Origin of the sequence: Streptomyces monticola (assembly GCF_042665355.1) — a bacterium.
In the GTDB taxonomy this organism is placed as follows: domain Bacteria; phylum Actinomycetota; class Actinomycetes; order Streptomycetales; family Streptomycetaceae; genus Streptomyces; species Streptomyces monticola.
On sequence record NZ_JBHTCF010000005.1, the window covers coordinates 127,269 to 150,405 of the forward strand.

Annotated in this window: 17 protein-coding genes and 1 pseudogene; 7 read left to right on the plus strand and 11 right to left on the minus strand. The window is 70.9% G+C overall.

Translation table 11 applies throughout. The features are described from left to right. Positions 1–3: 3 nt before the first annotated feature. The 9 genes and pseudogenes from ACFQVC_RS14325 to ACFQVC_RS14365 form a co-directional block, all read right to left on the minus strand. Positions 4–1,575, minus strand: coding sequence for a diaminobutyrate--2-oxoglutarate transaminase family protein (locus tag ACFQVC_RS14325; protein WP_381830757.1), 1,572 nt, complete (start codon positions 1,573–1,575; stop codon positions 4–6). Further along, positions 1,572–2,891, minus strand: a complete 1,320-nt coding sequence (locus ACFQVC_RS14330; protein ID WP_381830758.1) for a lysine N(6)-hydroxylase/L-ornithine N(5)-oxygenase family protein — start codon at positions 2,889–2,891, stop codon at positions 1,572–1,574. The genes ACFQVC_RS14325 and ACFQVC_RS14330 overlap by 4 nt, the downstream gene beginning before the upstream one ends. Next, positions 2,875–4,335 (minus strand): pyridoxal phosphate-dependent decarboxylase family protein, encoded by a 1,461-nt coding sequence (locus ACFQVC_RS14335; RefSeq protein ID WP_381830759.1) that lies wholly within the window; start codon positions 4,333–4,335, stop codon positions 2,875–2,877. The genes ACFQVC_RS14330 and ACFQVC_RS14335 overlap by 17 nt, the downstream gene beginning before the upstream one ends. A gap of 299 nt (positions 4,336–4,634) precedes the next feature. Then, positions 4,635–5,486 carry a siderophore-interacting protein gene (locus ACFQVC_RS14340; protein WP_381830760.1) on the minus strand — a complete coding sequence of 284 codons (852 nt, stop codon included), beginning with the start codon at positions 5,484–5,486 and terminating at the stop codon, positions 4,635–4,637. Then, complete coding sequence (locus ACFQVC_RS14345; RefSeq protein ID WP_381830761.1) at positions 5,483–6,511, minus strand: ABC transporter substrate-binding protein; 1,029 nt, start codon at positions 6,509–6,511, stop codon at positions 5,483–5,485. Before ACFQVC_RS14345 ends, ACFQVC_RS14340 begins: the two co-directional genes overlap by 4 nt. A 394-nt stretch (positions 6,512–6,905) precedes the next feature. Continuing rightward, positions 6,906–8,069 carry an acyl-CoA dehydrogenase family protein gene (locus ACFQVC_RS14350; RefSeq protein ID WP_381830762.1) on the minus strand — a complete coding sequence of 388 codons (1,164 nt, stop codon included), beginning with the start codon at positions 8,067–8,069 and terminating at the stop codon, positions 6,906–6,908. Between the two features lie 113 nt (positions 8,070–8,182). Beyond that, a pseudogene (locus tag ACFQVC_RS14355) lies at positions 8,183–9,217 on the minus strand (hydroxymethylglutaryl-CoA lyase); the annotation flags it as partial. A gap of 116 nt (positions 9,218–9,333) precedes the next feature. Then, positions 9,334–11,382 carry an acetyl/propionyl/methylcrotonyl-CoA carboxylase subunit alpha gene (locus ACFQVC_RS14360; RefSeq protein ID WP_381830763.1) on the minus strand — a complete coding sequence of 683 codons (2,049 nt, stop codon included), beginning with the start codon at positions 11,380–11,382 and terminating at the stop codon, positions 9,334–9,336. A 116-nt stretch (positions 11,383–11,498) separates the two neighbouring features. Then, the gene (locus ACFQVC_RS14365; protein WP_381830764.1) at positions 11,499–13,130 is read right to left on the minus strand and encodes a carboxyl transferase domain-containing protein; all 1,632 of its coding nucleotides are present in this window, start codon (positions 13,128–13,130) and stop codon (positions 11,499–11,501) included. A gap of 96 nt (positions 13,131–13,226) precedes the next feature. Here ACFQVC_RS14365 and ACFQVC_RS14370 point away from each other — a divergent pair, with 96 nt between their 5' ends. The 6 genes from ACFQVC_RS14370 (at position 13,227) to ACFQVC_RS14395 (ending at position 19,156) form a co-directional block, all read left to right on the plus strand. Next, positions 13,227–13,838: an SACE_7040 family transcriptional regulator gene (locus tag ACFQVC_RS14370; RefSeq protein ID WP_381830765.1), complete on the plus strand. Its 612-nt coding sequence runs from the start codon at positions 13,227–13,229 to the stop codon at positions 13,836–13,838. Between the two features lie 234 nt (positions 13,839–14,072). Next, positions 14,073–14,465 carry a helix-turn-helix domain-containing protein gene (locus ACFQVC_RS14375; RefSeq protein ID WP_381830766.1) on the plus strand — a complete coding sequence of 131 codons (393 nt, stop codon included), beginning with the start codon at positions 14,073–14,075 and terminating at the stop codon, positions 14,463–14,465. A 294-nt stretch (positions 14,466–14,759) separates the two neighbouring features. Next, entirely contained in the window at positions 14,760–15,992 is a 1,233-nt protein-coding gene (locus ACFQVC_RS14380) for a DUF418 domain-containing protein (RefSeq protein WP_381830767.1), read from the plus strand. Between the two features lie 66 nt (positions 15,993–16,058). Next, positions 16,059–17,216 carry an acyl-CoA dehydrogenase family protein gene (locus ACFQVC_RS14385; protein ID WP_381830768.1) on the plus strand — a complete coding sequence of 386 codons (1,158 nt, stop codon included), beginning with the start codon at positions 16,059–16,061 and terminating at the stop codon, positions 17,214–17,216. A gap of 4 nt (positions 17,217–17,220) precedes the next feature. Continuing rightward, a complete protein-coding gene (locus tag ACFQVC_RS14390; RefSeq protein ID WP_381830769.1) occupies positions 17,221–18,090 on the plus strand; it encodes an acyl-CoA thioesterase in 870 nt (289 codons plus the stop codon). Between the two features lie 43 nt (positions 18,091–18,133). Next, positions 18,134–19,156, plus strand: coding sequence for a cation diffusion facilitator family transporter (locus ACFQVC_RS14395; RefSeq protein WP_381830770.1), 1,023 nt, complete (start codon positions 18,134–18,136; stop codon positions 19,154–19,156). Here ACFQVC_RS14395 and ACFQVC_RS14400 read toward each other — a convergent pair. Both ACFQVC_RS14400 and ACFQVC_RS14405 read right to left on the minus strand, forming a co-directional pair. Further along, entirely contained in the window at positions 19,117–19,905 is a 789-nt protein-coding gene (locus ACFQVC_RS14400) for a phosphatase (RefSeq protein WP_381830771.1), read from the minus strand. The genes ACFQVC_RS14395 and ACFQVC_RS14400 overlap by 40 nt on opposite strands. Before the next feature lie 94 nt (positions 19,906–19,999). Next, positions 20,000–21,535, minus strand: a complete 1,536-nt coding sequence (locus ACFQVC_RS14405) for a PucR family transcriptional regulator (protein ID WP_381830772.1) — start codon at positions 21,533–21,535, stop codon at positions 20,000–20,002. 87 nt (positions 21,536–21,622) lie between these two features. On the opposite strand from ACFQVC_RS14405, the gene ACFQVC_RS14410 reads away from it, so the two are divergent. Continuing rightward, entirely contained in the window at positions 21,623–23,119 is a 1,497-nt protein-coding gene (locus ACFQVC_RS14410) for a sodium:solute symporter family protein (RefSeq protein WP_381830773.1), read from the plus strand. Positions 23,120–23,137 lie beyond the last annotated feature (18 nt).

The following is a 23,137-nucleotide window of genomic DNA, read 5'->3' on the forward strand; positions in this document are numbered from 1 at the left end:
GGCTCACGCGGCACGCTCCGGCGAGTTGGTCTTCGACTGGGGCTTGGGCTGGGGCTTCGGCTCTGCCTGCGGCTGGGACTCGGGCTGAGGGCGGCCCTGCGGCTCCGGCTTGGGCTGCGGCTGCTCCTGCGATGGCTTCTGCGCCTGCGGCCGCGACTTCACGGAACGTACGGCCGTCGCGATCCGCTCCAGGACGGCGTCCAGCTCCGCGTCCGAAAGGACGAGCGGCGGAAGCAGCCGCAGAACGCTGTCCTCACGGCCGCCGAGCTCCAGCATCAGGCCCTGCTCCAGGCAGGCCGAACGCAGAGCGGCGGCGAAGGCGGGGGCGGCGGGGAGCGAGCCGAGACGGTCCAGGTCGCCGTCCGGGTCGACCAGTTCGACGCCGGTCATCAGGCCGCGGCCCCGTACCTCGCCGAACTGCGGCTGTTCCAGGGCGATTTCGGAGAGGCCCTGGCGCAGCCGCGCGCCCAGCTGCCCGGCGCGCCGGTCGAGGCGCTGCTCGGCGACGGTGCGCAGGGTGATGCGGCCGGCGGTCATCGCGAGGGTGTTGCCGCGGAAGGTGCCGGTGTGGTCGCCGGGCAGCCAGCTGTCCAGGTCGGGCAGGTAGGCGAGGACCGCGAGCGGCAGACCGCCGCCGACCGCCTTCGACATGACCAGGATGTCCGGGGTGACCCCGGCCTGCTCGCAGGCCCAGAAGTGTCCGGTGCGGCCGACGCCGGTCTGAACCTCGTCGATGATCAGGAGGACATCGTGCTGGGCGGTGATCCGGCGGATCTCGCGCAGCCAGCTGTCCGGTCCCTCGACCACTCCGCCCTCGCCCTGGACGACCTCAAGGATCACGGCGGCCGGTTTGCCGATACCGCTGCTGGGGTCGGTGAGCATGCTCTCCAGGAGCCGCGCCGACAGCTCGCCGGACTGCGGGGCGCCGGTGCCGAACGGGCAGCGGTAGGAGTAGGGATACGGGATCCGGGTCACCGGCACGGAGTCCGCGCCGACCATGGACCGCATCCGCGCGGGCCCGGACACGGCCGAGGCACCCAGCGTCATGCCGTGGTACGCACCGGTGAACGCCACGATGCCGCGCCGCCCGGTGGCCGTCTGGGCCAGCTTCAGGGCCGCCTCGACCGCGTCGGTGCCGGCGGGCCCGCAGAAGTGCAGCCGGGCGTCACCGCGCAGCGCGCCGGGAAGGCGGGCCAGCAACTCCTCGCTGAACGCGTCCTTCTGGGGCGTGATCATGTCCAGGGCGTGCAGCGGCACCCCTGAGGCCAGGTCGGCCTGGAGGGCGGCGACGACCTCCGGGTGGTTGTGGCCGAGGGCGAGCGTGCCCGCGCCCGACAGACAGTCGAGATAGGTGCGCCCGTCGGCCCCGACGACCTGCGCACCGGCCGCGCGCACGGGGGCCACGGGCAGCGTGCGGGCATAGGTGCGGGCCGCCGACTCACGTCGTTCCTGCCGGGTGAGCAGCTGGTCGAGCAGCTCTGGCGAGGGGTTCTCGGCGCTCAGGACGGCGGCTGCGGAGGCTCCGGGGCTGTCGGGGGAGAGGTCGCGGAGCTCGTGAGGGGTGGCGAGGCTCATGAGACGGTGCCCTTCGGTGCCGCGAACTCCTGGAAGGCGATGGCCTTCTCGACCGGGTAGACCTCGCGGCCCAGGAGTTCGGCGATGATGTACGAGTTGCGGTAGGCGCCCATGCCCAGGTCCGGGCTGGTGATGGAGTGGGTGTGTACTCCGGAGTTCTGCAGGTAGACGCCGCGCCCGGTGGTGTCGATGCTGTAGTTGCGGGCCACGTCGAAGCGTCCGTTGCCGTCGAAGCGCAGCCGGTCGCGGACCGGTTCGAGGAACTCGGGCGTCCGGTAGCGATAGCCGGTGGCGAGTATCAGGCCCTGCGTGCGCAGCTCGAACTCCTCGCCCTGCTCCTCCTGGCGCAGGCCGAGGACGTACTCGCCGTCCTCGTGGACCGCCGTGGTCAGGGCGGTGTTCGTCATCAGGCGGGTCGGCACCGGGCCCTTGACGTTCTTCTCGTAGAGCAGATCGAAGATCGCGTCGACCAGATCCCCGTCGATGCCCTTGAACAGGCCCTTCTGCTGCTTCTCCAGGTGGTAGCGGGTCTGTTCGGGCAGCGCGTGGAAGTAGTCGACGTACTCCGGCGAGGTCATCTCTAGGGTGAGCTTGGTGTACTCGAGGGGGAAGAAGCGGGGTGAGCGCGTGACCCAGTTGAGCCGGTAGCCGTGCACATCGATCTCGCCGAGCAGGTCGTAGTAGATCTCCGCGGCGCTCTGCCCGCTGCCGACCAGGGTGACCGACTCCTTGGCCTGCAGCTCCTGCTTGCTGTGCACATAGCGGGAGTTGTGGATGAAGTCACCGCCCAGATCCGCACAGGCCTCCGGGATGTACGGCGGGGTGCCCGTGCCGAGGACGAGGCGCTTCGCCCGGTGGGTCTCACCGGCGGCGGTGCGCACGGTGTAGACCTCGTCGGCCTCGTCGTACGTGACCTCGGTGACGGTCGTGCTGAAGCGCACGGAGGTGAGCTGGGCCGCCGCCCAGCGGCAGTAGTCGTTGTACTCGGTGCGCAGCGGATAGAAGTTCTCGCGGATGTAGAACGAGTAGAGCCGTCCCGATTCCTTCAGGTACTTGAGGAAGGAGTACGGCGAGGTCGGATCGGCGAGGGTGACCAGGTCCGACATGAACGGCGTCTGCAGATGCGCGCCTTCGAGGAACATCCCGGAGTGCCAGTCGAAGTCCGGCTTGGAGTCGAGGAAGAGCGCGTCGAGCTCGTCGAGCGGCTCGGTCAGACAGGCGAGGCCGAGGTTGAAGGGGCCGAGCCCGATACCGATGAGGTCGTACACACGGCTGCTCTCACGAGGCGCGGTGGTGGTCTCAAGAGGCGCGGACAAGGGTGTCTCCCAGGTACTGCTCGGCGTGGTCCGCGATCAGATCGAGGACTGCGGCGATATCGGCGATGGTCGTCTCGGGGTTGAGCAGCGTGAACTTCAGGTAGTGCCGGCCGCCCGCCTTGGTGCCGGCCACGATCGCGTCTCCGGAGGCGAACAGGGCCTTACGGGCATAGAGGTTGGCGCGGTCGATATGGGTCGGCTCGGTGACATCGGCGGGGATGTAGCGGAAGACGAGGGTGGACAGCTGCGGCTCCACGACCACGTCGAAGCGCGGGTCGAGGGCGAGCATCCGCCAGCCGTCGGAGGCGAGCGCACAGACCTCGTCGAAGAGCTCACCGATCCCGTCGGCGCCCATCACGCGCAGCGTCATCCACAGCTTCAGGGCGTCGAAACGGCGGGTGGTCTGCAGGGACTTGTCGACCTGGTTGGGTATGCGCTCCTCGACGGTGCGCCGCGGGTTGAGGTAGTCGGCGTGATACGTCGCGTGCCGCAGGGTGGCCCGGTCGCGCACCAGGATCGCCGAGGAACTCACGGGCTGGAAGAAGGACTTGTGGTAGTCGACGGTGACCGAGTCGGCTCGCTCCAGACCGTCCAGGAGGTGCCGGTTCTTGTGCGAGACGAGCAGTCCGCAGCCGTACGCGGCATCCACGTGCAGCCAGGTGTCGTACCGCTCGGTGAGCTCGGCGATCTCCGGCAGCGGGTCGATGGAGCCGAAGTCGGTGGTGCCCGCGGTGGCGACGACGGCCATGGGCGTGAACCCCTCGCGTACGCAGCGCTCCAGCTCACGGGCGAGGGCTGCGGTGCGCATCCGCTTGGTGTTGTCGCAGGGCACCGACACCACGGAGTCGGGGGACAGGCCGAGCAGTTTGGCCGACTTCTGCACGCTGAAGTGGCTGCACTCGGAGGCGAACACCCGGAGTTTGCCGAGCTCTCCGGCGTCCTTGGACTCCTCCCGCGCAAGGAGCAGGGCCTGGAGATTGGACTGCGTGCCGCCGCTGGTGAAGATGCCGTCGGCGGCGGGGCCGAGTCCGATGCGCTCGGCCGTCCAGTCGATGAGGCGGCGCTCTATGAGGGTGGCGCCGGCCGACTGGTCCCAGGTGTCGAGCGAGGAGTTGACCGCGCTGAGTACGGCCTCGCCGAGCACCGCCGGGATGACGACCGGGCAGTTGAGATGGGCGAGATAGCGCGGGTGGTGGAAGTAGACGGCGTCGCGCAGATAGGTCTCTTCGAGTTCGTCCAGAGCGGCGGACGGGTCGTGCAGCGGGCGGTCCAGATCCACACGATCGATGGCAGGGGCGAGCCGCTGGGGGGAGATGCCGGTGAACGGGTGCTCGGTGGTGGCGAGTTGGGTCGCGACACGGTCGGCGCCTTCGGCGATGCAGCGGCGGTAGGCCTCCGCGTTCAGGCCGTTGAGCAGATGAGACCTGGGCGCGAGGAGACTCATGAACGGTCCTCCCAAAAGGGGACGTCGAGCTGCACCTCTGTGGGCAGATACAGCTCTGGGGCAGTGAGCTTAGGTTAGCCTAACCTAAAGCTCCTGGTTCACAGGGAGCGCACAGATATCAAAGGCGAGCGCACGAGGGCGGACGTGGGGCGCACGCGCTCTGACATTCCGCGCGGGCGGCATGACGATGCCCCCGCACGGACCGTCGTACGGGGGCATCGGGCTCATAGGGCACGGGAGTCGGGTGCCGGAGTCGGGAACCGGGTGCCGGAGTCGGGTGCCGGAGTTGGGCGTTGCGGCTACTGGTCCTCGGCGACCGGCTCCTCGCGGAGCCTGTCCTCGCTCGCGCCGAGGCGCCAGTACCCGGTGAACGTCACCGAACGGCGGTCGAAGCCGCGCTCGTTGACCAGATGGCGTCGCAGCGCCTTCACGGTTCCGGCCTCGCCCGCGATCCAGCAGTACGGCGTGCCCTGCGGCAGCTCCGCGGCCCGCACCGCTTCCACGGCGCGCTCGGTGCGATGGGCGCCGGAGGCGTCTCCCGCCGCGCGCACCAGCCAGGACGTCTCCACCTCCGCCGCGGTCTTCAGCTCCAGCATGTCCTCGGCGCAGGGGACTTCGAGCCACACCTTCGCCTTGGTGCCCGCCGGGAGCCACTCCAGGATCGCCGCCGCCGCGGGAAGGGCCGTCTCGTCGGCCCAGATCAGCACCCAGTCGGCGGCTTCCGGAAGCCGGAACCGTACGCCCGAGTTGTCGGCGACCGCGGGGCCGAGCACCGTCACCCGGTCACCGGGCGCGGCCTGTTCGGCCCAGGCGCAGGCCGGGCCGCCGTCCGGGTGCACCGCGAAGTCGATGTCCACCTCTTCGGCGGGGCTGCGGCGCTGCTCGCGGACGGTGTACGAGCGCATCACCGCGCGGACGTCGTCCGGCAGGGCGCGATACGCCGCGTACCAGGCCGACTGGTCCTGGTCGGCCGGCGGCAGGACCGGCTCCGGCTGCCCGGGGTGCGGCAGGAAGAGCGAGAGGCTCTGGTCGCGCCCGCCCGCCGCGAACGCGCCAAGGCCGGGGCCGGTGAAGGTGACCCGGACAAGGGACGGCGAAAGCCGCGCCACCCCGGTCACCTCCAGGTCGAACAGCCCGAAGGGCGCCGTCACTTGGCGACCTTCTTGGCGTCCTCGATCGCCTTCGCGAGGTCCTCGAGGATGGGGGTGCACTTGTCGTAGGAGTAGATCGGCTCCGTGACGCGGGGGATGACCTGGCCGGCCTTCACGGCGGGCAGCCGCTTCCAGGTGGGCTTGGACTTGTCGAGGGCGTCGGGCTGCAGGGCCGAGGTGCGGTTGTCCATCATGATGACGTCCGCGCCGTACTTGTCGACGTTCTCCCAGCTGAGCTCCTCGAAGAAGCCCTGCGCGTTCACCTTCGGCTGGATGAACTTGACGCCGAGCTCCTCGAAGTAGCGGGTGTCGGCGGACATCTTCGCGAGCGAGACATAGAACAGATCGGCACTGGCCGAACCGATCATGACCTTGATGTCCGGGTGCGCCTTGGCGGCCTGGCGCAGCCGCGCGGAGGCCTTCTCGAACCGGTCCTTGGCGTCCGTGACCTTCTTGGCCTTGAGGTCGGCGCCCAGGGACTCGGCGAGGTCGGCGCGGCGCTGCAGGGCCTTGGGCATGGAGGTCTCACCGGCCCACAGGGCGACGCTGGGCGCCAGCTTCAGGATCTTGTCCTTGGACTCGTCCGGGATGTACCAGAGGGCGTCCTTGAGCCACATGTCCGTGACGAGCAGCTCGGGGGCGAGGGAGGCGTACTTCTCGACGTTGAACTGTCCCCACTCGTTGCCCAGGATCTCCAGCTTGGAGATGTCCATGTCGCCGGCCTGGACATCGGGCTTGCCGTCCTTGGTCTTCGTCGGGCCGAAGACGCCCTTGACCGTGATGCCGTAGTCGAACAGGGCGGCGGCGGTGCCGGTGAACGCCACGATGTTCTTCGGGGTCGCGTCCGCCTTGGCCGTGGTGCCGCGGTCGTCCTTGAAGGACCAGGGGCCCTTGTCGCCCGCGGTGGTGTCCGAGCCGTCCGCCTTTTTGTCCCCGCAGGCCACGAGGAAGGCGCCGAGGCCGACGGCACCGCCTGCGGCGAGCAGGCCGCGGCGGGAGAGGAGGGTGGCTCGGGAACTGGGCATGGTGGTCTCTGCTTTCTTGCGGGGCGGCGGGGGCCACTGGCCGAATCTGGGCGTTAGGTTAACCTAACCTAACGCCCTGCCGTCCAGGGCCCCCGGGCCCCGGGCTCCGGGCCTCAGGCTCGGCCCGCAGTCGAGGGACCCGGGCCCGCACTCCAGGGCCCCGGCCCCGTACTCCAGGGCCCCGGGCCTCAGGCTCGGCCCGCAGTCGAGGGACCCGGGCCCGCACTCCAGGGCCCCGGCCCCGCGCTCGGCCCGCAGTCGAGGGCCCCGGGCCCCGCACTCCAGGGCCCCGGGCTCCGGGCCTCAGGCTCGGCCCGCAGTCGAGGGACCCGGGCCCCGCACTCCAGGGCTCCGGGCTCCGCAGTCCAGGGCCACCGGCCCCGCCGTCCCGGCCTCAGCTCGCCCTCAGGCCGAGTTCCCGGGCGATCAGCATGCGCTGCACCTCACTCGTGCCCTCACCGATCTCCAGGATCTTGGAGTCGCGCCACATCCGGGCCACCGGGAACTCGTTCATGAAGCCGTACCCGCCGTGGATCTGCGTCGCCTCGCGGGCGTTGTCCACCGCCACCGTCGACGAGTACAGCTTCGCGAGGGCCGCCTCCTTCTTGAAGGGCTCGCCCGTCACCAGGCGGGACGCCGCGTCGCGCCAGGCGAGACGGGAGGTGTGGGCCTTCATCTCCATGTCCGCCAGCTTGAACTGGATCGCCTGGTTGTCCCCGATCGGGCGGCCGAAGGCGTGCCGCTCCTTGGCGTACTTCAGGGACTCGTCGACACAGCCCTGCGCGAGACCCGTCGCGAGCGCGGCGATGGCGACCCGGCCCTCGTCCAGGGTGCGCAGGAATTGTGCGTAGCCCCGGCCTTCCTCGCCCACGAGGTTCGCCACCGGCACCCGCACGTCCGAGAAGGACAGCTCCCTGGTGTCCGAGGCGTTCCAGCCGACCTTCGAGTACGGTGCCGCGACCGTGAAACCGGGGGTGCCCGACGGCACGAGGATGGCGGAGATCAGCGGCTTGCCGGCGTCGGTGCGGCCGGTCACCGCGGTCACCGTCACCAGACCCGTGATGTCCGTACCGGAGTTGGTGATGAAGCACTTCGTGCCGTTGATCACCCAGTCGTCGCCGTCCCGCACCGCCGTCGTCCGGGTGCCGCCCGCGTCCGAACCGCACTCCGGCTCCGTCAGGCCGAAGGCGCCCAGGACCTCACCCGCGCACATCCGCGGCAGCCACTGCTGCTTCTGCTCCTCCGTGCCGAAGCGGTAGAGCGGCATCGCGCCGAGCGAGACCCCGGCCTCCAGGGTGATCGCCACCGAGGAGTCCACCCGGGCCAGCTCCTCCAGGGCGATACCGAGCGCGAGATAGTCGCCGCCCATGCCGCCGTACTCCTCGGGGAAGGGCAGCCCGAACAGGCCCATGCGGCCCATCTCGCGGACGATCTCGTAGGGGAACTCATGGCGCTCGTAGAAGTCCCCGATCTTGGGGGCGACGACGTCGTGCGCGAACTCCTCGACCGTGCGGCGGAGTTCCTCGTGCTCGGCGGAGAGCCGGTGGTCAAGGGACATCGTGGTCACTCCTTGTGGGACGGGTCGGTGGAGGAGGTGTCTTTGTGGGACATGCCGGTGGGGGACGGGTCCTTGTGGGGCCGGTCCTCGTGGGAGCGGTCCGGTGCCTCGGCCTCGGCCCCGCTGAGGGCGCGGACGGTGCGGGAGGGGCTCGGCCGCCCCAGGTGTCCGGCGAGCCACACGCTGGTCGCGGTGAGCTCCGCCAGATCGACTCCGGTCTCGATGCCGAGGCCGTGGAGCATCCATACGAGGTCTTCGGTGGCGAGGTTCCCCGTGGCGCTCTTCGCGTACGGGCAGCCGCCGAGGCCGCCCGCCGACGCGTCCACGGTGGTCACTCCGTGCTGCAGGGCGGCCAGGGTGTTGGCGAGCGCCTGGCCGTAGGTGTCGTGGAAGTGGACGCCGATGGTGTCGGTGCCCACCCCCGCTTCGTTCAGCGCGGCGAGCAGGGCGAGGACATGGCCCGGCGTCGCCACGCCGATGGTGTCGCCGAGGCTCAGCTCGTCGCAGCCCAGATCCCTCAACGCCTTGGCCACGCGTACCACTTGATGCACCGGGACCGGGCCCTCCCAGGGGTCGCCGAAGCACATCGACAGATAGCCGCGCACATGGACACCGGCGTCCTTGGCCCGCGCGACGACCGGCTCGAACATGGCCAGGGACTCGTCCACCGTGCGGTTGAGATTGCGGGCGGCGAAGGTCTCGGTGGCCGAGCCGAACACGGCGATCCGGCGGGCGCCGAGCTCCAGGGCCCGGTCGAGGCCCCGCTCGTTCGGCACCAGGACCGGCAGGTGCACGCCCTCGGTGCCGGAGCCGCCGGAGCCGCCGGAGCTGCCGGAGCTGCCGGAGCTGCCGGAGCTGCCGGAGCTGCCGGAGCTGCCGGAGCTGCCGGAGCCGCCGGAGATATCGGAGCTGCCGGAGATATCGGTGAGGAGCGGGAACAGCGCCTCGGCGTCGGCGAGTTGGGGCACCCACTTGGGGTGGACGAAGCTGGTCGCCTCGATGGTGGTCAGACCGCTCGCGGCGAGGCGGTGGATGAACTCCGCCTTGACCTCGGTGGGGACCGTGCCCTTTTCGTTCTGCAGGCCGTCGCGCGCACCGACCTCGTGGATCCGCACCCGGGGCGGCAGGCCCGCGGCGGGTACGACCATGGGGAGCGCGGCGGGGCCGCGCGCGGTGCCGCTGTCGCCGGTGCTGGTGCTGGTGCCGGTGCGCGCGCTGTCGCCGGTGCCGGGCCCGATGCTGTCGTGGCCGGTGCTGGTCTCGGTCACCTCTGGCCCTCCCCGCGCTCGCCCTGGCCCGCCCCCGCGTGCTCGTCCGCGCCCGCGTGAGGTGCGACCACGGCGAGCACCTGGTCCATCGCGACGGTGGTGCCCGGGGTGATGTCGAGTTCGGTGACGGTGCCGGCGTGCGGCGCGGAGATGACGTGCTCCATCTTCATCGCCTCCACGACCAACAGGCTCTGCCCGGCGTCCACTTCGTCCCCCACGGCGACCTTCACCACCGTGACGGTGCCGGGCATGGGCGCGGTCAGGGCGTCCGCCCCGGCGTGCGCGCTGCCGCTGAGGGAGGCCTCGACGGGGTCGTGCGGCTGCACATGCCAGGCGTCGCCGTCGCGTCCGAGCCAGTCGCCGGCCCGGTGGAAGGTGTGCACGACGCCGTCCACGGTGACCGAGACACGGTCCGCCGTGACGCGGTGGGCGCCCCTGTCGCGTACCTCATGAGTGACGGGTTCGAGCCCCGGCACCCGCAGGTCGAAGGCGACCGGTCGTGGCGTGCCGCCGAGCCGCCAGCCGCTCGGCACGGAGAACGGGTCGACCCAGCCGTCACCCGCGGGAGCCGGGCCCGCACCCGCGGGAGCCGGGCCCGCGCCCGCGGGGGCCACGCCCGCACCCGCGGGGGCCAGGTCCGCGAGGCGCGCCGCGGCGGCCGCTTCGTACACCTCGGCCGGCACCGTCGCGTCCACCAGGCCGTCCGCCTCGCGCTCGACGAGGCCCGTGTCCAGGTCCCCGGCGACGACGTCCGGGTGGGCGAGCAGCCGGCGCAGAAAGCCCGCATTGGTGGGCACGCCGAGCGTCACCGTCTCCGCGAGGGCGGACCGGAGCTTGCGCAGAGCCGACGCGCGGTCCGGGCCATAGGCGATGACCTTGGACAGCATCGGGTCGTAGAGACTGCCGACCTCCGTGCCCTCGGACAGGCCCGAGTCGGTGCGCACCCCGTCCCCTTGCGGCTCGCGCAGCGCGAGGACCGTGCCGCCGGACGGCAGAAAGCCACGGGAAGGGTCCTCGGCGCAGATACGTGCCTCCACGGCGTGTCCCGTGAGGCTGATGTCCTCCTGCGCGTACGGCAGTTGCTCGCCGGCGGCGACCCGCAGCTGCCACTCCACCAGGTCGAGCCCGGTGACCAGCTCCGTCACCGGGTGCTCCACCTGGAGGCGGGTGTTCATCTCCATGAAGTAGTACGAGGAGGGGTCGCCGCCGGGCACGATGAACTCGACGGTGCCCGCGCCCACGTATCCGCAGGAGCGCGCGGCCTGGACCGCTGCCTCGCCCATCGCCGCGCGGGTGGCCTCGTCGAGCAGGACGGACGGCGCCTCTTCGATGATCTTCTGGTGGCGGCGCTGCAGGGAGCACTCGCGCTCCCCGAGGTGGATGACCTGGCCGTGGCCGTCCGCGAGTACCTGGATCTCGATGTGCCGGGGACGGTCGATCCAGCGCTCGACGAGCAGGGTGTCGTCGCCGAAGGAGGCCCGCGCCTCGCGCCTGGCGGCCGCGATCTCTTCCAGGAGCGCCGACTCCACACGGGTCAGGCGCATGCCCTTGCCGCCGCCGCCCGCGGACGGCTTCAGGAGCACCGGCATACCGATCTCCCGTGCCGCCGCCGCCAGTTCGTCATCGGACAGGCCGCTGCCGGAGGAGCCGGGCACCACCGGGACCCCGGCCGCCTTGACCGTCTCCTTGGCGCGGATCTTGTCGCCCATGAGGGAGATGGCTTCGGCCGGCGGCCCGATGAAGACGAGGCCTGCCTGGGCGCAGGCACGCGCGAAGGCGGCGTTCTCCGCGAGGAAGCCGTAGCCGGGGTGGACGGCCTGGGCGCCGGTGCGGGCGGCGGCTTCGAGCAGCCGCTCCACCGACAGATAGCTCTCACCGGCGGGCGCGGGGCCGATACGCACCGCCGTGTCCGCCTCGCGCACATGGCGGGCGTCGGCGTCCGCGTCACTGAAGACGGCCACCGAGCGCACGCCCAGGGCCCGCAGCGTACGGATGACGCGGACGGCGATCTCGCCGCGGTTGGCGACAAGGACGGTGTCGAACATCGGCGGCTGTGTCCTCGGCGTAGGGGGCATCGGCGTGGGTGTCATCGGCGTCCCCGGCGTGGGGGGCGTCGACGTGCTCGGCGTGGGTTTCATCGACTCGGGTGTCATGGGGTCCCTCACATCCGGAAGACGCCGAAGCCGGGCGCCGCGTCGTCCTTCTGCGGCAGGGGGGCATTGGCACAGGCGGTCAGGGCCAGACCGAGCACCTGGCGGGTCTCCAGCGGGTCGATCACGCCGTCGTCCCAGAGGCGTGCCGTCGCGTAGTAGGCATTTCCCTGCGACTCGTACTGCGCGCGGATCGGCGTCTTGAAGGCCTCTTCCTCCTCGGCCTCCCAGGATTCCCCGCGCGCCTCCAGCTGGTCCCGCTTGACCGTCGCGAGCACCGAGGCGGCCTGCTCGCCGCCCATCACGGAGATCTTGGCGCCCGGCCACATCCACAGGAACCGCGGGGAGTAGGCCCGGCCGCACATCGAATAGTTGCCCGCGCCGTACGAACCGCCGATCACGACCGTCAGCTTCGGCACGCGTGCGCAGGCCACCGCCGTGACCATCTTGGCGCCGTGCTTGGCGATACCGCCCGCCTCATAGTCACGGCCCACCATGAAGCCCGAGATGTTCTGCAGGAACAGCAGCGGGATGCCGCGCTGGTCGCACAGCTCGATGAAGTGGGCGCCCTTCTGGGCGGATTCGGAGAACAGGATGCCGTTGTTGGCGACGATGCCCACGGGGTGGCCGTGGATCCGGGCGAAGCCGGTGACCAGTGTCGTGCCGTACTCCGCCTTGAACTCCTGGAAGCGGGAGCCGTCCACCACGCGCGCGATGACCTCGCGGACGTCATAGGGGGTGCGGGAGTCGACCGGCACCGCGCCGTACAGCCCCTGCGGGTCGACCTTCGGCTCTTCGGCGGGCGTCACGGACCAGGGGAGCGCGCCGCGCTCCGGGAGCGTCGCCGTGATGTTCCGCACGATGCGCAGGGCGTGGGCGTCGTCCTCCGCGAGGTGGTCCGTGACGCCCGAGACACGGGAGTGCACCTCACCGCCGCCGAGCTCCTCGGCGGTCACCACCTCGCCGGTCGCGGCCTTCACCAGCGGGGGGCCGCCCAGGAAGATCGTGCCCTGGCCCCGGACGATCACCGCTTCGTCGCTCATCGCGGGCACATAGGCGCCGCCCGCCGTGCACGAGCCCATGACGGCCGCGATCTGCGGAATGCCCGCGCCCGACATCCGCGCCTGGTTGTAGAAGATCCGCCCGAAGTGCTCGCGGTCGGGGAAGACCTCGTCCTGCATGGGCAGGAAGGCGCCGCCGGAATCGACCAAGTAGATACAAGGGAGGCGGTTTTCGAGCGCCACCGCCTGCGCGCGCAGATGCTTCTTGACCGTCATCGGGTAGTAGGTGCCGCCCTTGACCGTGGCGTCATTGGCGACGATCACGCACTCGCGGCCCGAGACCCGGCCGATGCCGGCGATCACTCCGGCCGCCGGCGCGTCCCCGCCGTACATCCCGTCCGCCGCGAGCGGTGCCAGCTCCAGGAAGGGCGAGCCGGGGTCCAGGAGGGTGTCGACCCGCTCGCGCGGCAGCAGCTTGCCGCGCGCCACGTGCCGGGCCCTGGCCTTCTCGCCGCCGCCCGCCTTGGCCACGGCGAGCTTCTCGCGCAGCTCATCGGAGAGCGCCTGATGGGCCTCCTCATTGGCCCGCCAGACGGCGGACGCGGGGTCCGCCGCACTGTGTAGCTCCGGTGCCTGCTGCATCGACTCGAGCCCCCTTGCCCGTACGACCGACGTTAATGACCGTTAACACCTCCTCTCAGGTTAACGACCGCTAACCGCCCTGTCTAGAATGAATTCATGAGCACCACCAGCGCGGCCCCGACCCGCCGCGAGCAGATCCTCAAGGAGGCCGCGCGCCTCTTCGCCGAGCGCGGCTTCCACGGCGTCGGCGTCGACGAGATAGGTGCGGCGGTCGGCATCAGCGGCCCCGGTCTGTACCGGCACTTCGCCGGCAAGGACGCCATGCTCGCCGAGCTTCTCGTGGGCATCAGCGGCCGGCTCCTGACCGGCGGCAAGCGTCGCGCCGCCGAGGCCAAGGAGGCGGCGGCGGGCCCCGACGCCCTGCTCGACTCGCTCATCGAGGGCCATATCGACTTCGCCCTCGACGACCGCCCGCTGATCACCCTGCACGACCGCGAGCTCGACCGGCTGCGCGACAGCGACCGCAAGCTGGTCCGCCAGCTCCAGCGGCAGTACGTCGAGCTGTGGGTGGACGTGGTGCGCGAGCTGTACCCGGAGTTGGCCGAATCCGAGGCGCGCGCGTCGGTGCACGCCGTCTTCGGTCTGCTCAACTCCACGCCGCACCTGAGCCGCCCGGGTCCGCTCCCCGGACGCTCGGTGATGGCGGCCCTGCTGCACCGCCTCGCGCGGGGCGCATTTGCGGCTGCGGCGGCCAAGAAAGATTCTTGAGCTGCTCCACTGCTGGGGATCGCCCTTCTGTATTTGCTGCAAAGGTATGGAGGTGCTCGTTGACTGGACGGCAGCCAGTCGACGAGCGGAATCTCAGTTGCATCTTCGCCCGCTGCGGTGCTCGGATCCGGGTTGTGAAGAGCGCCACGCCGTGCACGCTCAAGTCGTCGTGAGAATGTTCTCGTTCCCCTTCATTGGCGCGAACTATTCGGCATACAGTGCTTGTTGCCACTGATGCTGGTGAACCAAAACGGGGAAGGTGTGTCCACTGTGACCAAGTGGAGTACTACTGAGGAAGTGCCCGCAGGAGTAGGAGTCGACGATCCGTCAGGACGACCTGGTCCGGTCGTTCCAGGTGACCCCGAGGGCGTGGCCGCGCTGACGGGGCGGGAGCGTGAGGTCCTGGGTCTTGTAGGAGTCGCAGCCGGAAACCGGGGGATAGCGCAGGCGTTGGGCATAGCGGAGCGGACGGTCAAGGCTCATTTGACGAACATCATGGGCAAGATAGGGGTGAGCTCACGGCTCGAAGCAGCCGTATTCGCCTACGCCTACCACGATCTGATCAGTGTTCCGCAGGGCGGTGGTATTGCCCTTGAGGGCAATGCCCGTACGTCCAATAGCGCGTGAAGGGAATCTGGTTGAGAATTTCTTCTTTGTCCGGCCGGTCAAGGTTGGGACGGCCGGACTGAGTTGTCACTGAAGGAGGTCCGGGAATTCCCGGACCTCCTTCGGCCTCCCGGGCCTCTCTCGCTCTGCGGGTCTCCTTCGGCCTCCCGGGTGTCCTTCGGTCTGCCGAGGAGCCCGGCGTCGTGTCCGACCTGCGGATGAGCGCCATGTCCTGCTGGGGTGCGAGGTGGCGCTCCGCTTCGACTGGCAGTGTCTGTGGCGTACTTGGCGGCGGCGACCACGGGGGAACGGCACATGGCACAGGGGAGCGCCGGCGGCGCCATCGCGGCGGGGCGCGGACGGGGCCGGGTGCTCGAAGTGGACGCCCTGCGCGGATTCGCGCTCGGTGGCATCTTCGTCGTCAACGTACTCGCCATGGCCGGGCCTTACGGCGAGACGGGCGACCCCGGTGCGGGCGGTCTGGACCGGACGGCCGAGTGGCTGGTGGTGGCCCTCGCGCAGACCAAGTTCTATCTGCTGTTCTCCTTCCTCTTCGGCTACAGCTTCGCGCTGCAGATGACCTCGGCCGAGCGTGCCGGAGCCCGGTTCCGGCCGCGGATGATCAGGCGCCTGTGCGGGCTCTGCGCCCTCGGTCTGCTGCACGCGGTGTTCCTGTACGTGGGCGACATCCTGATCGCGTACTCCCTGCTCGGCCTGTTCCTGCTGCTCGCCGCCAAGACCCCGGCCGAGAAGGCCTGGCGCATCGCACGCCGGATCGCGGGGGTCACCGCCGTCCTGTTCGTGCTCATCGCGGCCGCGGCACTGACGGGCCCGCCGGATTCCGCCGCGCAGCTCCGCGCGGAGGCGGCGCACTCGACCGCCGCCTATGGCGGCGCCCCGGCCGACGTGATCATGGCCAACCTCAAGGCTCTGCCCGAGCTGATCACCGGGGTGCTGCTGCTCGGCGGCTTTGTGGTCGCCGCTTTCCTCGCCGGACTCGCCGCGGGCAAGCGGCAGTTGCTGGCCCGCGCGGGGGAGCGACGCGAGCGGCTGTGGCGCGGCGTCGTCATCGGCGCGGCCGTGGGAGTGCCCGGTGCGCTGTTCATGGCCTGCGGGGTGATCGGTCCGCTGCCGGCCCGCTGGGAGGCGACCGCGTACATGGCGGGCATGGCCCTCGCGCCCGCGCTCAGCGTCGCCTACGCCTGTGCCTTTCTGCTCTGGATCACCCGTCCGGGCCGGGGCGCCGCTGTCGCCGCGCGCCTCGCGCCCGCCGGCCGGATGTCCCTGACCAACTACCTCAGCCAGTCCCTCGTCATGGCCCTGGTCTTCACCGGCTACGGCCTCGGGCTCTACGGCCGCACCGGCGCCGCAGTCGCCGTGTGCGGGGCGCTCGTCGTGTACGCGGGTCAGCTCGCCCTGAGCGCACGGCTGCTCCGTCGCTACCGCATGGGCCCGGTGGAGTGGCTCCTTCGCTGGGTGACCCTGGCGGGGCGGCCCGGGCGATCTCCTCTGGACAGCGTGGATGACCGCCGGGTAACTTCTGTCTGAGCAAGCGCTTAGCCACTGCGCTGCCCCGGGCGACTGACCGGGAGAGACGACCCAGGAGGCCCGACCGTGCGCCGTACCGTTTTCGACGAGGACCACGAGGCGTTCCGCCAGACTCTGCGCGCCTTCATCGAAGCCGAGGTCGTGCCGGTCTACGACGAGTGGTTCGAGGCGGGCCAGGTGCCGCGCGAGTTCTACTACAAGCTCGCCGAGCTCGGCCTCTTCGGCATCAACGTCCCCGAGGAGTTCGGCGGCGCCGGCCTCGACACCCACAAGTTCGAGGCCATCCAGTACGAGGAGACCGCCCGCGCGGGCGTGAACTTCGGCGGCTCCGGCGTGCACGTCCTGCTCGCCCTGCCGTACATCAAGATGCTCGCCACCGACGAGCAGAAGAAGCGCTACCTGGAGAAGTTCGTCTCCGCCGAGGAGATGTGGGCCCTCGCGATGACCGAGCCGGGCACCGGCTCCGACCTCGCGGGCATGAAGACCACCGCCAAGCTCTCCGAGGACGGCACGCACTACGTCCTCAACGGCTCCAAGACCTTCATCACCGGCGGCGTCCACGCCGACCGCGTCATCGTCTGCGCCCGCACCTCCGCGCCGACCGCCGAGGACCGCCGCTTCGGTATCTCGCTCTTCGCCGTCGACACCAAGTCCGAGGGCTACTCCATCGGCCGCAAGCTCGACAAGCTGGGCCTGAAGACCTCCGACACCGCCGAGCTGGCGTTCGTCGACGTCAAGGTGCCCGTCGAGGACCTGCTCGGCGAGGAGAACAAGGGCTTCTACTACCTCGGCAGCAATCTGCCCTCCGAGCGCTGGGGCATCGCCTACGGCGCCTACGCGCAGGCCAAGGCCGCCGTCCGGTTCGCCAAGGAGTACGTCCAGGAGCGCACGGTCTTCGGCAAGACCGTCGCCTCCTTCCAGAACACCAAGTTCGAACTGGCCGCCTGCCAGGCCGAGGTGGACGCCGCCGAGGCCGTCGCCGACCGCGCCCTGGAGGCCCTGGACGCGGGCGAGCTGACCGCCGCCGAGGCCGCATCCGCGAAGCTGTTCAACACCGAGGTCGCGCACCGCGTCATCGACAAGTGCCTCCAGCTGCACGGCGGCTACGGCTTCATGAACGAGTACCCGATCGCCCGCCTGTACGCCGACAACCGCGTCAACCGCATCTACGGCGGCACCAGCGAGGTCATGAAGATGATCATCGCGAAGGACATGGGTCTGTGAGCCGGTGACCGCACCTCTCGACGCCCTGCTCGATCTGCTCGACCTGGAGCGGATCGAGCAGGACTGCTTCCGGGGCCGGTCGCGTTCGGCGATCGTGCCCCGGGTGTTCGGCGGCCAGGTCGCGGCCCAGGCCCTCGTGGCCGCGGGCCGCACCGTGCCCGAGGACCGCACCGCGCACTCCCTGCACGCGTACTTCCTGCGCCCCGGCGACCCGGGCGCCCCGATCGTCTACATGGTCGACCGGATCAGGGACGGCAGGTCCTTCACGACCCGGCGCGTGGTCGCGATCCAGCACGGCCAGCCGATCTTCCATCTCTCCGCGTCCTTCCAGACGTACGAGGAAGGGCTCGAGCACCAGGCCGACATGCCCGCGGCTCCCGACCCGGAGACCCTGCCCACCGCGGCCGAGATGCTGCCCAGGCACCTGCCCGCCGACATCGCCGCGCGCCTCGTCGAGGCCCGCGCCGCCGTGGACCTGCGCTACGTGGGCATCCCGCCGTGGGGCAGCGTCGGCGCCCCGCGCGAGCCGCGCTCCCAGGTGTGGTTCCGCACCAACGGCAAGCTCGCGGACGACCCTCCCCATCTGCACGTGTGCCTCGCGACATACGTCTCCGACATGACGCTGCTCGACTCCGTGCTGCTTGCCCACGGGCGCGGCGGCTGGGCGCTCGGGGACGTCGTGGGCGCCTCGCTCGACCACGCGATGTGGTTCCACCGCCCCTTCCGCGCCGACGAATGGCTGCTCTACGACCAGGAGTCGCCCTCGGCGTCCGGCGGCCGCGGCCTCGGGCAGGCGCGGATCTACACCCAGGACGGCCGCCTCGCGGTATCGGTCATCCAGGAGGGCGTGGTGCGCGTACCGCGTGAAAAGTGACTCTTTTGGCGTGAACCGCGAAAAGTGACATAACGTCGCCCTCATGGCGAGCGACGTACAGGCACCGGGCGGACCCGAGACGCCGGAAGGACCCGGGGAGCCGGGGGAACCCGCGGCACATGCGTCGGAATCCACTTTCACGGTGATCGTCGCGGCCTCCGCCAACCTCGGCATCGCCGCCGCCAAGGCGGTCGCCGGGGTGATCAGCGGCTCCAGCGCGATGCTTTCCGAGGCCGCGCACTCCGTCGCCGACACCGTCACCGAGCTGATGCTGCTCGTCTCCCTCAAGAGCGGCGAACGCCCCGCCGACGAGGACCACCCCCTCGGCTACGGCGGCGCCCGCTACCTGTGGGCGCTGCTCGCCGCCGTCGCCACCTTCGTGGGCGGCGGTGTCTTCGCCGTGTACGACGGCATCCACACCCTCACCCACGGCGAGGAGCCGGGCGACCCCCTGGTGGCGTACGTCGTGCTCGCCATCGCCTTCCTATTGGAGGGCTTTTCGCTGCGCACCGGCCTGAAGCAGGCCCGCGGTGAGGCGGCCAGATTCGGCGTGCACTTCAAGCACTACCTGCGGCACACCCCCGACACCGCCGTGAAGGCCGTCGTCCTGGAGGACACGGCGGCGCTCGCGGGCCTGCTGCTCGCCGCCGGCGGACTCCTCGGCGGCCAGCTCACCGGCTCCGGCGTCTGGGACGGCATCGCCTCGCTGTGCATCGGCGTGCTGCTCGTGTACGTCGCCTGGGTGCTCGGCCGCTCCAACGCCGAACTCCTCATCGGCAAGCCGATGCCGCGCCACATGCGGAACGAAGTGCGGGCGCTGCTGCTCGCCGAGCCGCAGGTGGAGGGCGTTCTCGAACTCACCACTCTGGTGCAGGGCCCGAGCGAGGTCCTGGTCGCCGCGAAGGTCGACTTCAGGGACATGTCGAGCGCGGCGGAGATCGAGTGGGCCTGCGACCGGCTCGAACGACGCCTGAGGGAGCGGTTTCCGGCGATCCGCAGGGTGTATCTCGACCCGACGCCGGGGACTCAGGCGGCCGGGGGCAGCCCCGCGGCGTCGAGCAGGTAGGCCGTCATCGGGTCGTAGAACCGCGGGTCGGTGACATGGTCGTCGAGCGGCACGGTCACCTGCACGGTGCCCTCTGCCTCGCCGATGAACAGCGCCGGGTCGTTGCAGTCCGCGTAGCCGACCGAGTCGAGGCCGCGCTGGCCCGCGTAGCCCGCCCAGCCGTGGTCGGCGACCACCAGGTCGGGCTGGGGGCGTTCCGCGCGCTCCAGGCCGTCCAGGATCGCCTTCATGGGGTCGGGGGAGTGGGTGTGCCACAGCGTCGCGCCGCGCTCCAGGACGGCGACGTCGGCGAACTGGAAGACATAGCCCTCGTCGGTGGTGAGCCCGGCGGGGATCACCACGATCTCGCAGCCCGCCGCGCGGAGGGCCGCCGCCGTCGCGCGGTGCACGTCGAGGAGTCCGCCCGGGTGGCCCGTCGCGAACAGCACGCTCTGCTTGCCCGCCGCCGCCTTGCGCAGCCGCGCCGCCATCCGCTCCAGGGCGTCGACCGTCAGCTCCGGGTCGATCGTGTCCTGCCCCGTGCGGTGCCCCGGGTCGTCGCTCACGCCGCAGCGCTCCGCCATCACGGCGAGCACGTCCTGCTCGTCGCTCCAGCGGTCGCCGAGCTCCAGGCCGAGCCAGTAGTGGCGGTCGCCGTTCGCGAGCTTGCGGTAGTGGGAGAGGTTGTTGTCGCGGGGCGTGGCCACGTCGCCGGCGATACGGGTGCGGACGAGATGGTCGACGAGGGCGGCACGGCTGGGTATCGGCATGGGTCCATTGTGCCGTCGTGGGCAGCCGCCCGGCCTGTCGTCTCTGTCTCTGGACGCGCTCGCTCCACGGAAACCGGCAGCCTGCCCACTGGAATCAACGGTTCCGTAGCGCGAACCACAACTCCATGCGTACGTCCGGATCGTCGAGGTCGGTCTCCAGGAGCGCGGCGCAGCGGGCGACCCGCTGGCGCACCGTGTTGCGGTGCACGCCCAGGGCCGTGGCGGTGCGGTCCCAACTGCCGTGCAGGGAGAGCCAAGTGCGCAGGGTCTCGCCCAGGGCCGGGTTGCCCGCGAGCGGACCGAGCAGCACGCGCGCGTGGGTGTCGGCTTCGTCCGGCGCGACGAGCTCGGCGAGGCGGGGCACCGTGGCCCCGTGGCGGACCAGTGGCGCCCGTGTCGCCTCGGCGCGGCCCAGGGCGCGGGCGGCCTCGGTGTCGGCGTCCCGCAGTCGGCCCGTATCGCAGGGGGCGCTGACGCCGAGGGTCCAGCCGGGCTGCGCGTCGACGTCGGCGTGGCCCGTCAGGAGTACGCGTACGGTGTCGCGGTCCTGGTCGACCAGAGGGCTGCCCAGGGCGGTGCCGAGTGAGCCGGGATCTCCGTCACCGCGCGCGTGCACCACGGTCCAGGGCTCGGGGCCGAGCAGCCCGGCGACTTCCCGCGGTCCGGCGCCCAGGAGGACGCGGACCAGCGCGGCACTGCGCCGCGCGGTGGCCGCGCCCTGGTGCTCCGCGGTGAGCAGCGAGAGCAGCACCAGGGCGGTGCCGGTGATGGTGTGGTCCCCGGAGGAGCGCTCCCCGGTGGCGAGGGCCAGGACCAGGCCCTGCCCGCCCGCCAGCGCGTACGCGGCGACCTTGGTGCCGTGCACGGCGTCCGTGGCGGACGCGGGCGCGGGCGCGCTGCGCTGCTGCCCGGCCTGTCCGCCCGCGCGTACGACCCGGCCGAGATCCTCCAGAGCGGCCGTCACGGTGTCTCCGGGAGCAGCGCCCGCAGAGCACGTGGGCGTGCCATCCGGGCCGAGCAGCGCCGCGAACCCGCCGAGCCGCGCCGCCAGTTGGCGAAGGACCGCGGAAACCGGCTCCGCGCGGGCGGCAGCCACCGCGAGGCCCTGCTGCGCCTCCGTCACCCGGCGCAGCTCCGCGTGCCGCGCCTCGGCCATCAGCTGCCACACGGCCCGCGCCACGGCGGTGAACGGCGTCGGCTCGGGCACTTCGAGCAGCGGCAGGCCGTAGTGGTCGCAGGCTGCGATCAGCGCGCGCGGCACCGTCTCGTGCACGGGCGCCACCCCGAAGCCGAGTGCCGCGCCGCCCGCGGCGACGATCCGTGCCACGTAGTCGTCGAGATGGGTGTCCGCGCCCGCCGCCTCCGCGAAGTGCACACCCGCCGTGAGCAGCAGCTCGCCGCCGAGCAGATACGGATACGGGTCGGCCATCTCGCTGGTGTGCACCCAGTGCACGACAGCGCCCTCGTCGCGCGGTCCCGCCACCTGCCGCAGCCCCAGGTCCGCGCGGGAGAGCAGGGCGGCGAGCGCGACGGGCGGGGTCGGGGGCGGCGCCGGCCGGGCGGAGGACGCAGACGCAGGCAAAGATGCCGACGCGGACGCGGACGCAGGCGCGGTGGAGGGCTCCGGCATGGGATGGACATTCCCTCCATGAGGGGCAGCGAGAATGGATGAAACGTACACTTCAGTGCTGCGCCGCTGCCACTTAATGTCACGGCCATGGCTGTCGACTACGCAGTGATCGTCGTCTATCTCGCCGCCATGCTCGCCATGGGCTGGTGGGGCATGCGCCGCGCCAAGTCCAAGTCGGAGTTCCTGGTCGCGGGCCGGCGCCTGGGCCCGTGGATGTACTCCGGCACCATGGCGGCGATCGTCCTCGGCGGCGCCTCCACCATCGGCGGCGTCGGGCTCGGCTACCAGTACGGGCTCTCCGGCGCCTGGATGGTCTTCACCATCGGCCTCGGCCTGCTCGCGCTCTCCGTGTTCTTCTCGGCGCGGATCGCCCGCCTGAAGGTCTACACGGTCTCCGAGATGCTCGACCTGCGCTACGGCGGCCGGGCGGGGATCATTTCGGGCGTCGTGATGTGGGTGTACACGCTGATGCTCGCGGTCACCTCGACCATCGCGTACGCCTCGATCTTCGATGTCCTCTTCGGCCTCGACCGCACGGTGGCGATCATCCTGGGCGGCTCGGTCGTCGTGGCCTACTCCACGCTCGGCGGCATGTGGTCGATCACGCTCACCGACATGGTGCAGTTCGTCGTGAAGACGATCGGCGTGCTGCTTCTGCTGCTCCCCATCGCCGTCGTGAAGGCGGGCGGCTTCGCCGAGATGAAGGCGCAGCTGCCCACCGGCTACTTCGACCCGCTCGGCATCGGCGGCGAGACGATCTTCACGTACGTCCTGATCTATACGTTCGGCATGCTCATCGGGCAGGACATCTGGCAGCGCGTGTTCACCGCCCGCAGTGACCGCACCGCCCGCTGGGGCGGCACCGTCGCGGGCACCTACTGCCTGGCGTACGCGGTGGCCGGCGCCGTCATCGGGACGGCGGCCAAGGTGCTCTACCCGAAGCTGCCGAGCTCCGACGACGCCTTCGCGACCATCGTGAAGGAAGAACTGCCCATGGGCGTGCGGGGGTTGGTCCTCGCCGCCGCGCTCGCCGCCGTGATGTCCACCTCGTCCGGTGCCCTGATCGCCTCCGCGACCGTCGCCAACAACGACATCTGGGCGCGGCTGCGGGGACGGGTGGCCGCGGCCGGCGGGGGAGGGGACGGCGTGCGGGACGGCGGAGAGCGGGACGAAGTGAAGGGCAACCGGGCCTTCATCCTGATCATGGGCGTCGTCGTGATCGTCGTCGCCATCCAGCTGAACAGCGTCCTGGAAGGCCTCACCGTCGCCTACGACCTCCTCGTCGGCGGGCTCCTCGTGCCGATCCTCGGCGGACTGCTGTGGAAGCGCGGCACGGTGTACGGCGCGCTCGCGGCCGTCGGAGCGGGCGGGCTGACCGTGCTCGCCCTGATGTGGCGCCACGGAATCCTCGCCAACGAGCCCGTGTACTACGGCCTGTTGGCCTCGCTCGCGGCGTATGTCGTGGTGTCCCTGACCACGAAGCCGACGGACCCGGCCGTCCTCGACACCTGGCGCGAACGCCTGGCGGGAGAGGCGAACCAGAGTTATCCACAGGCTGACGAAGCCGTCTCCGCACCGAGCTAAAGTCAATTCACATGAAGC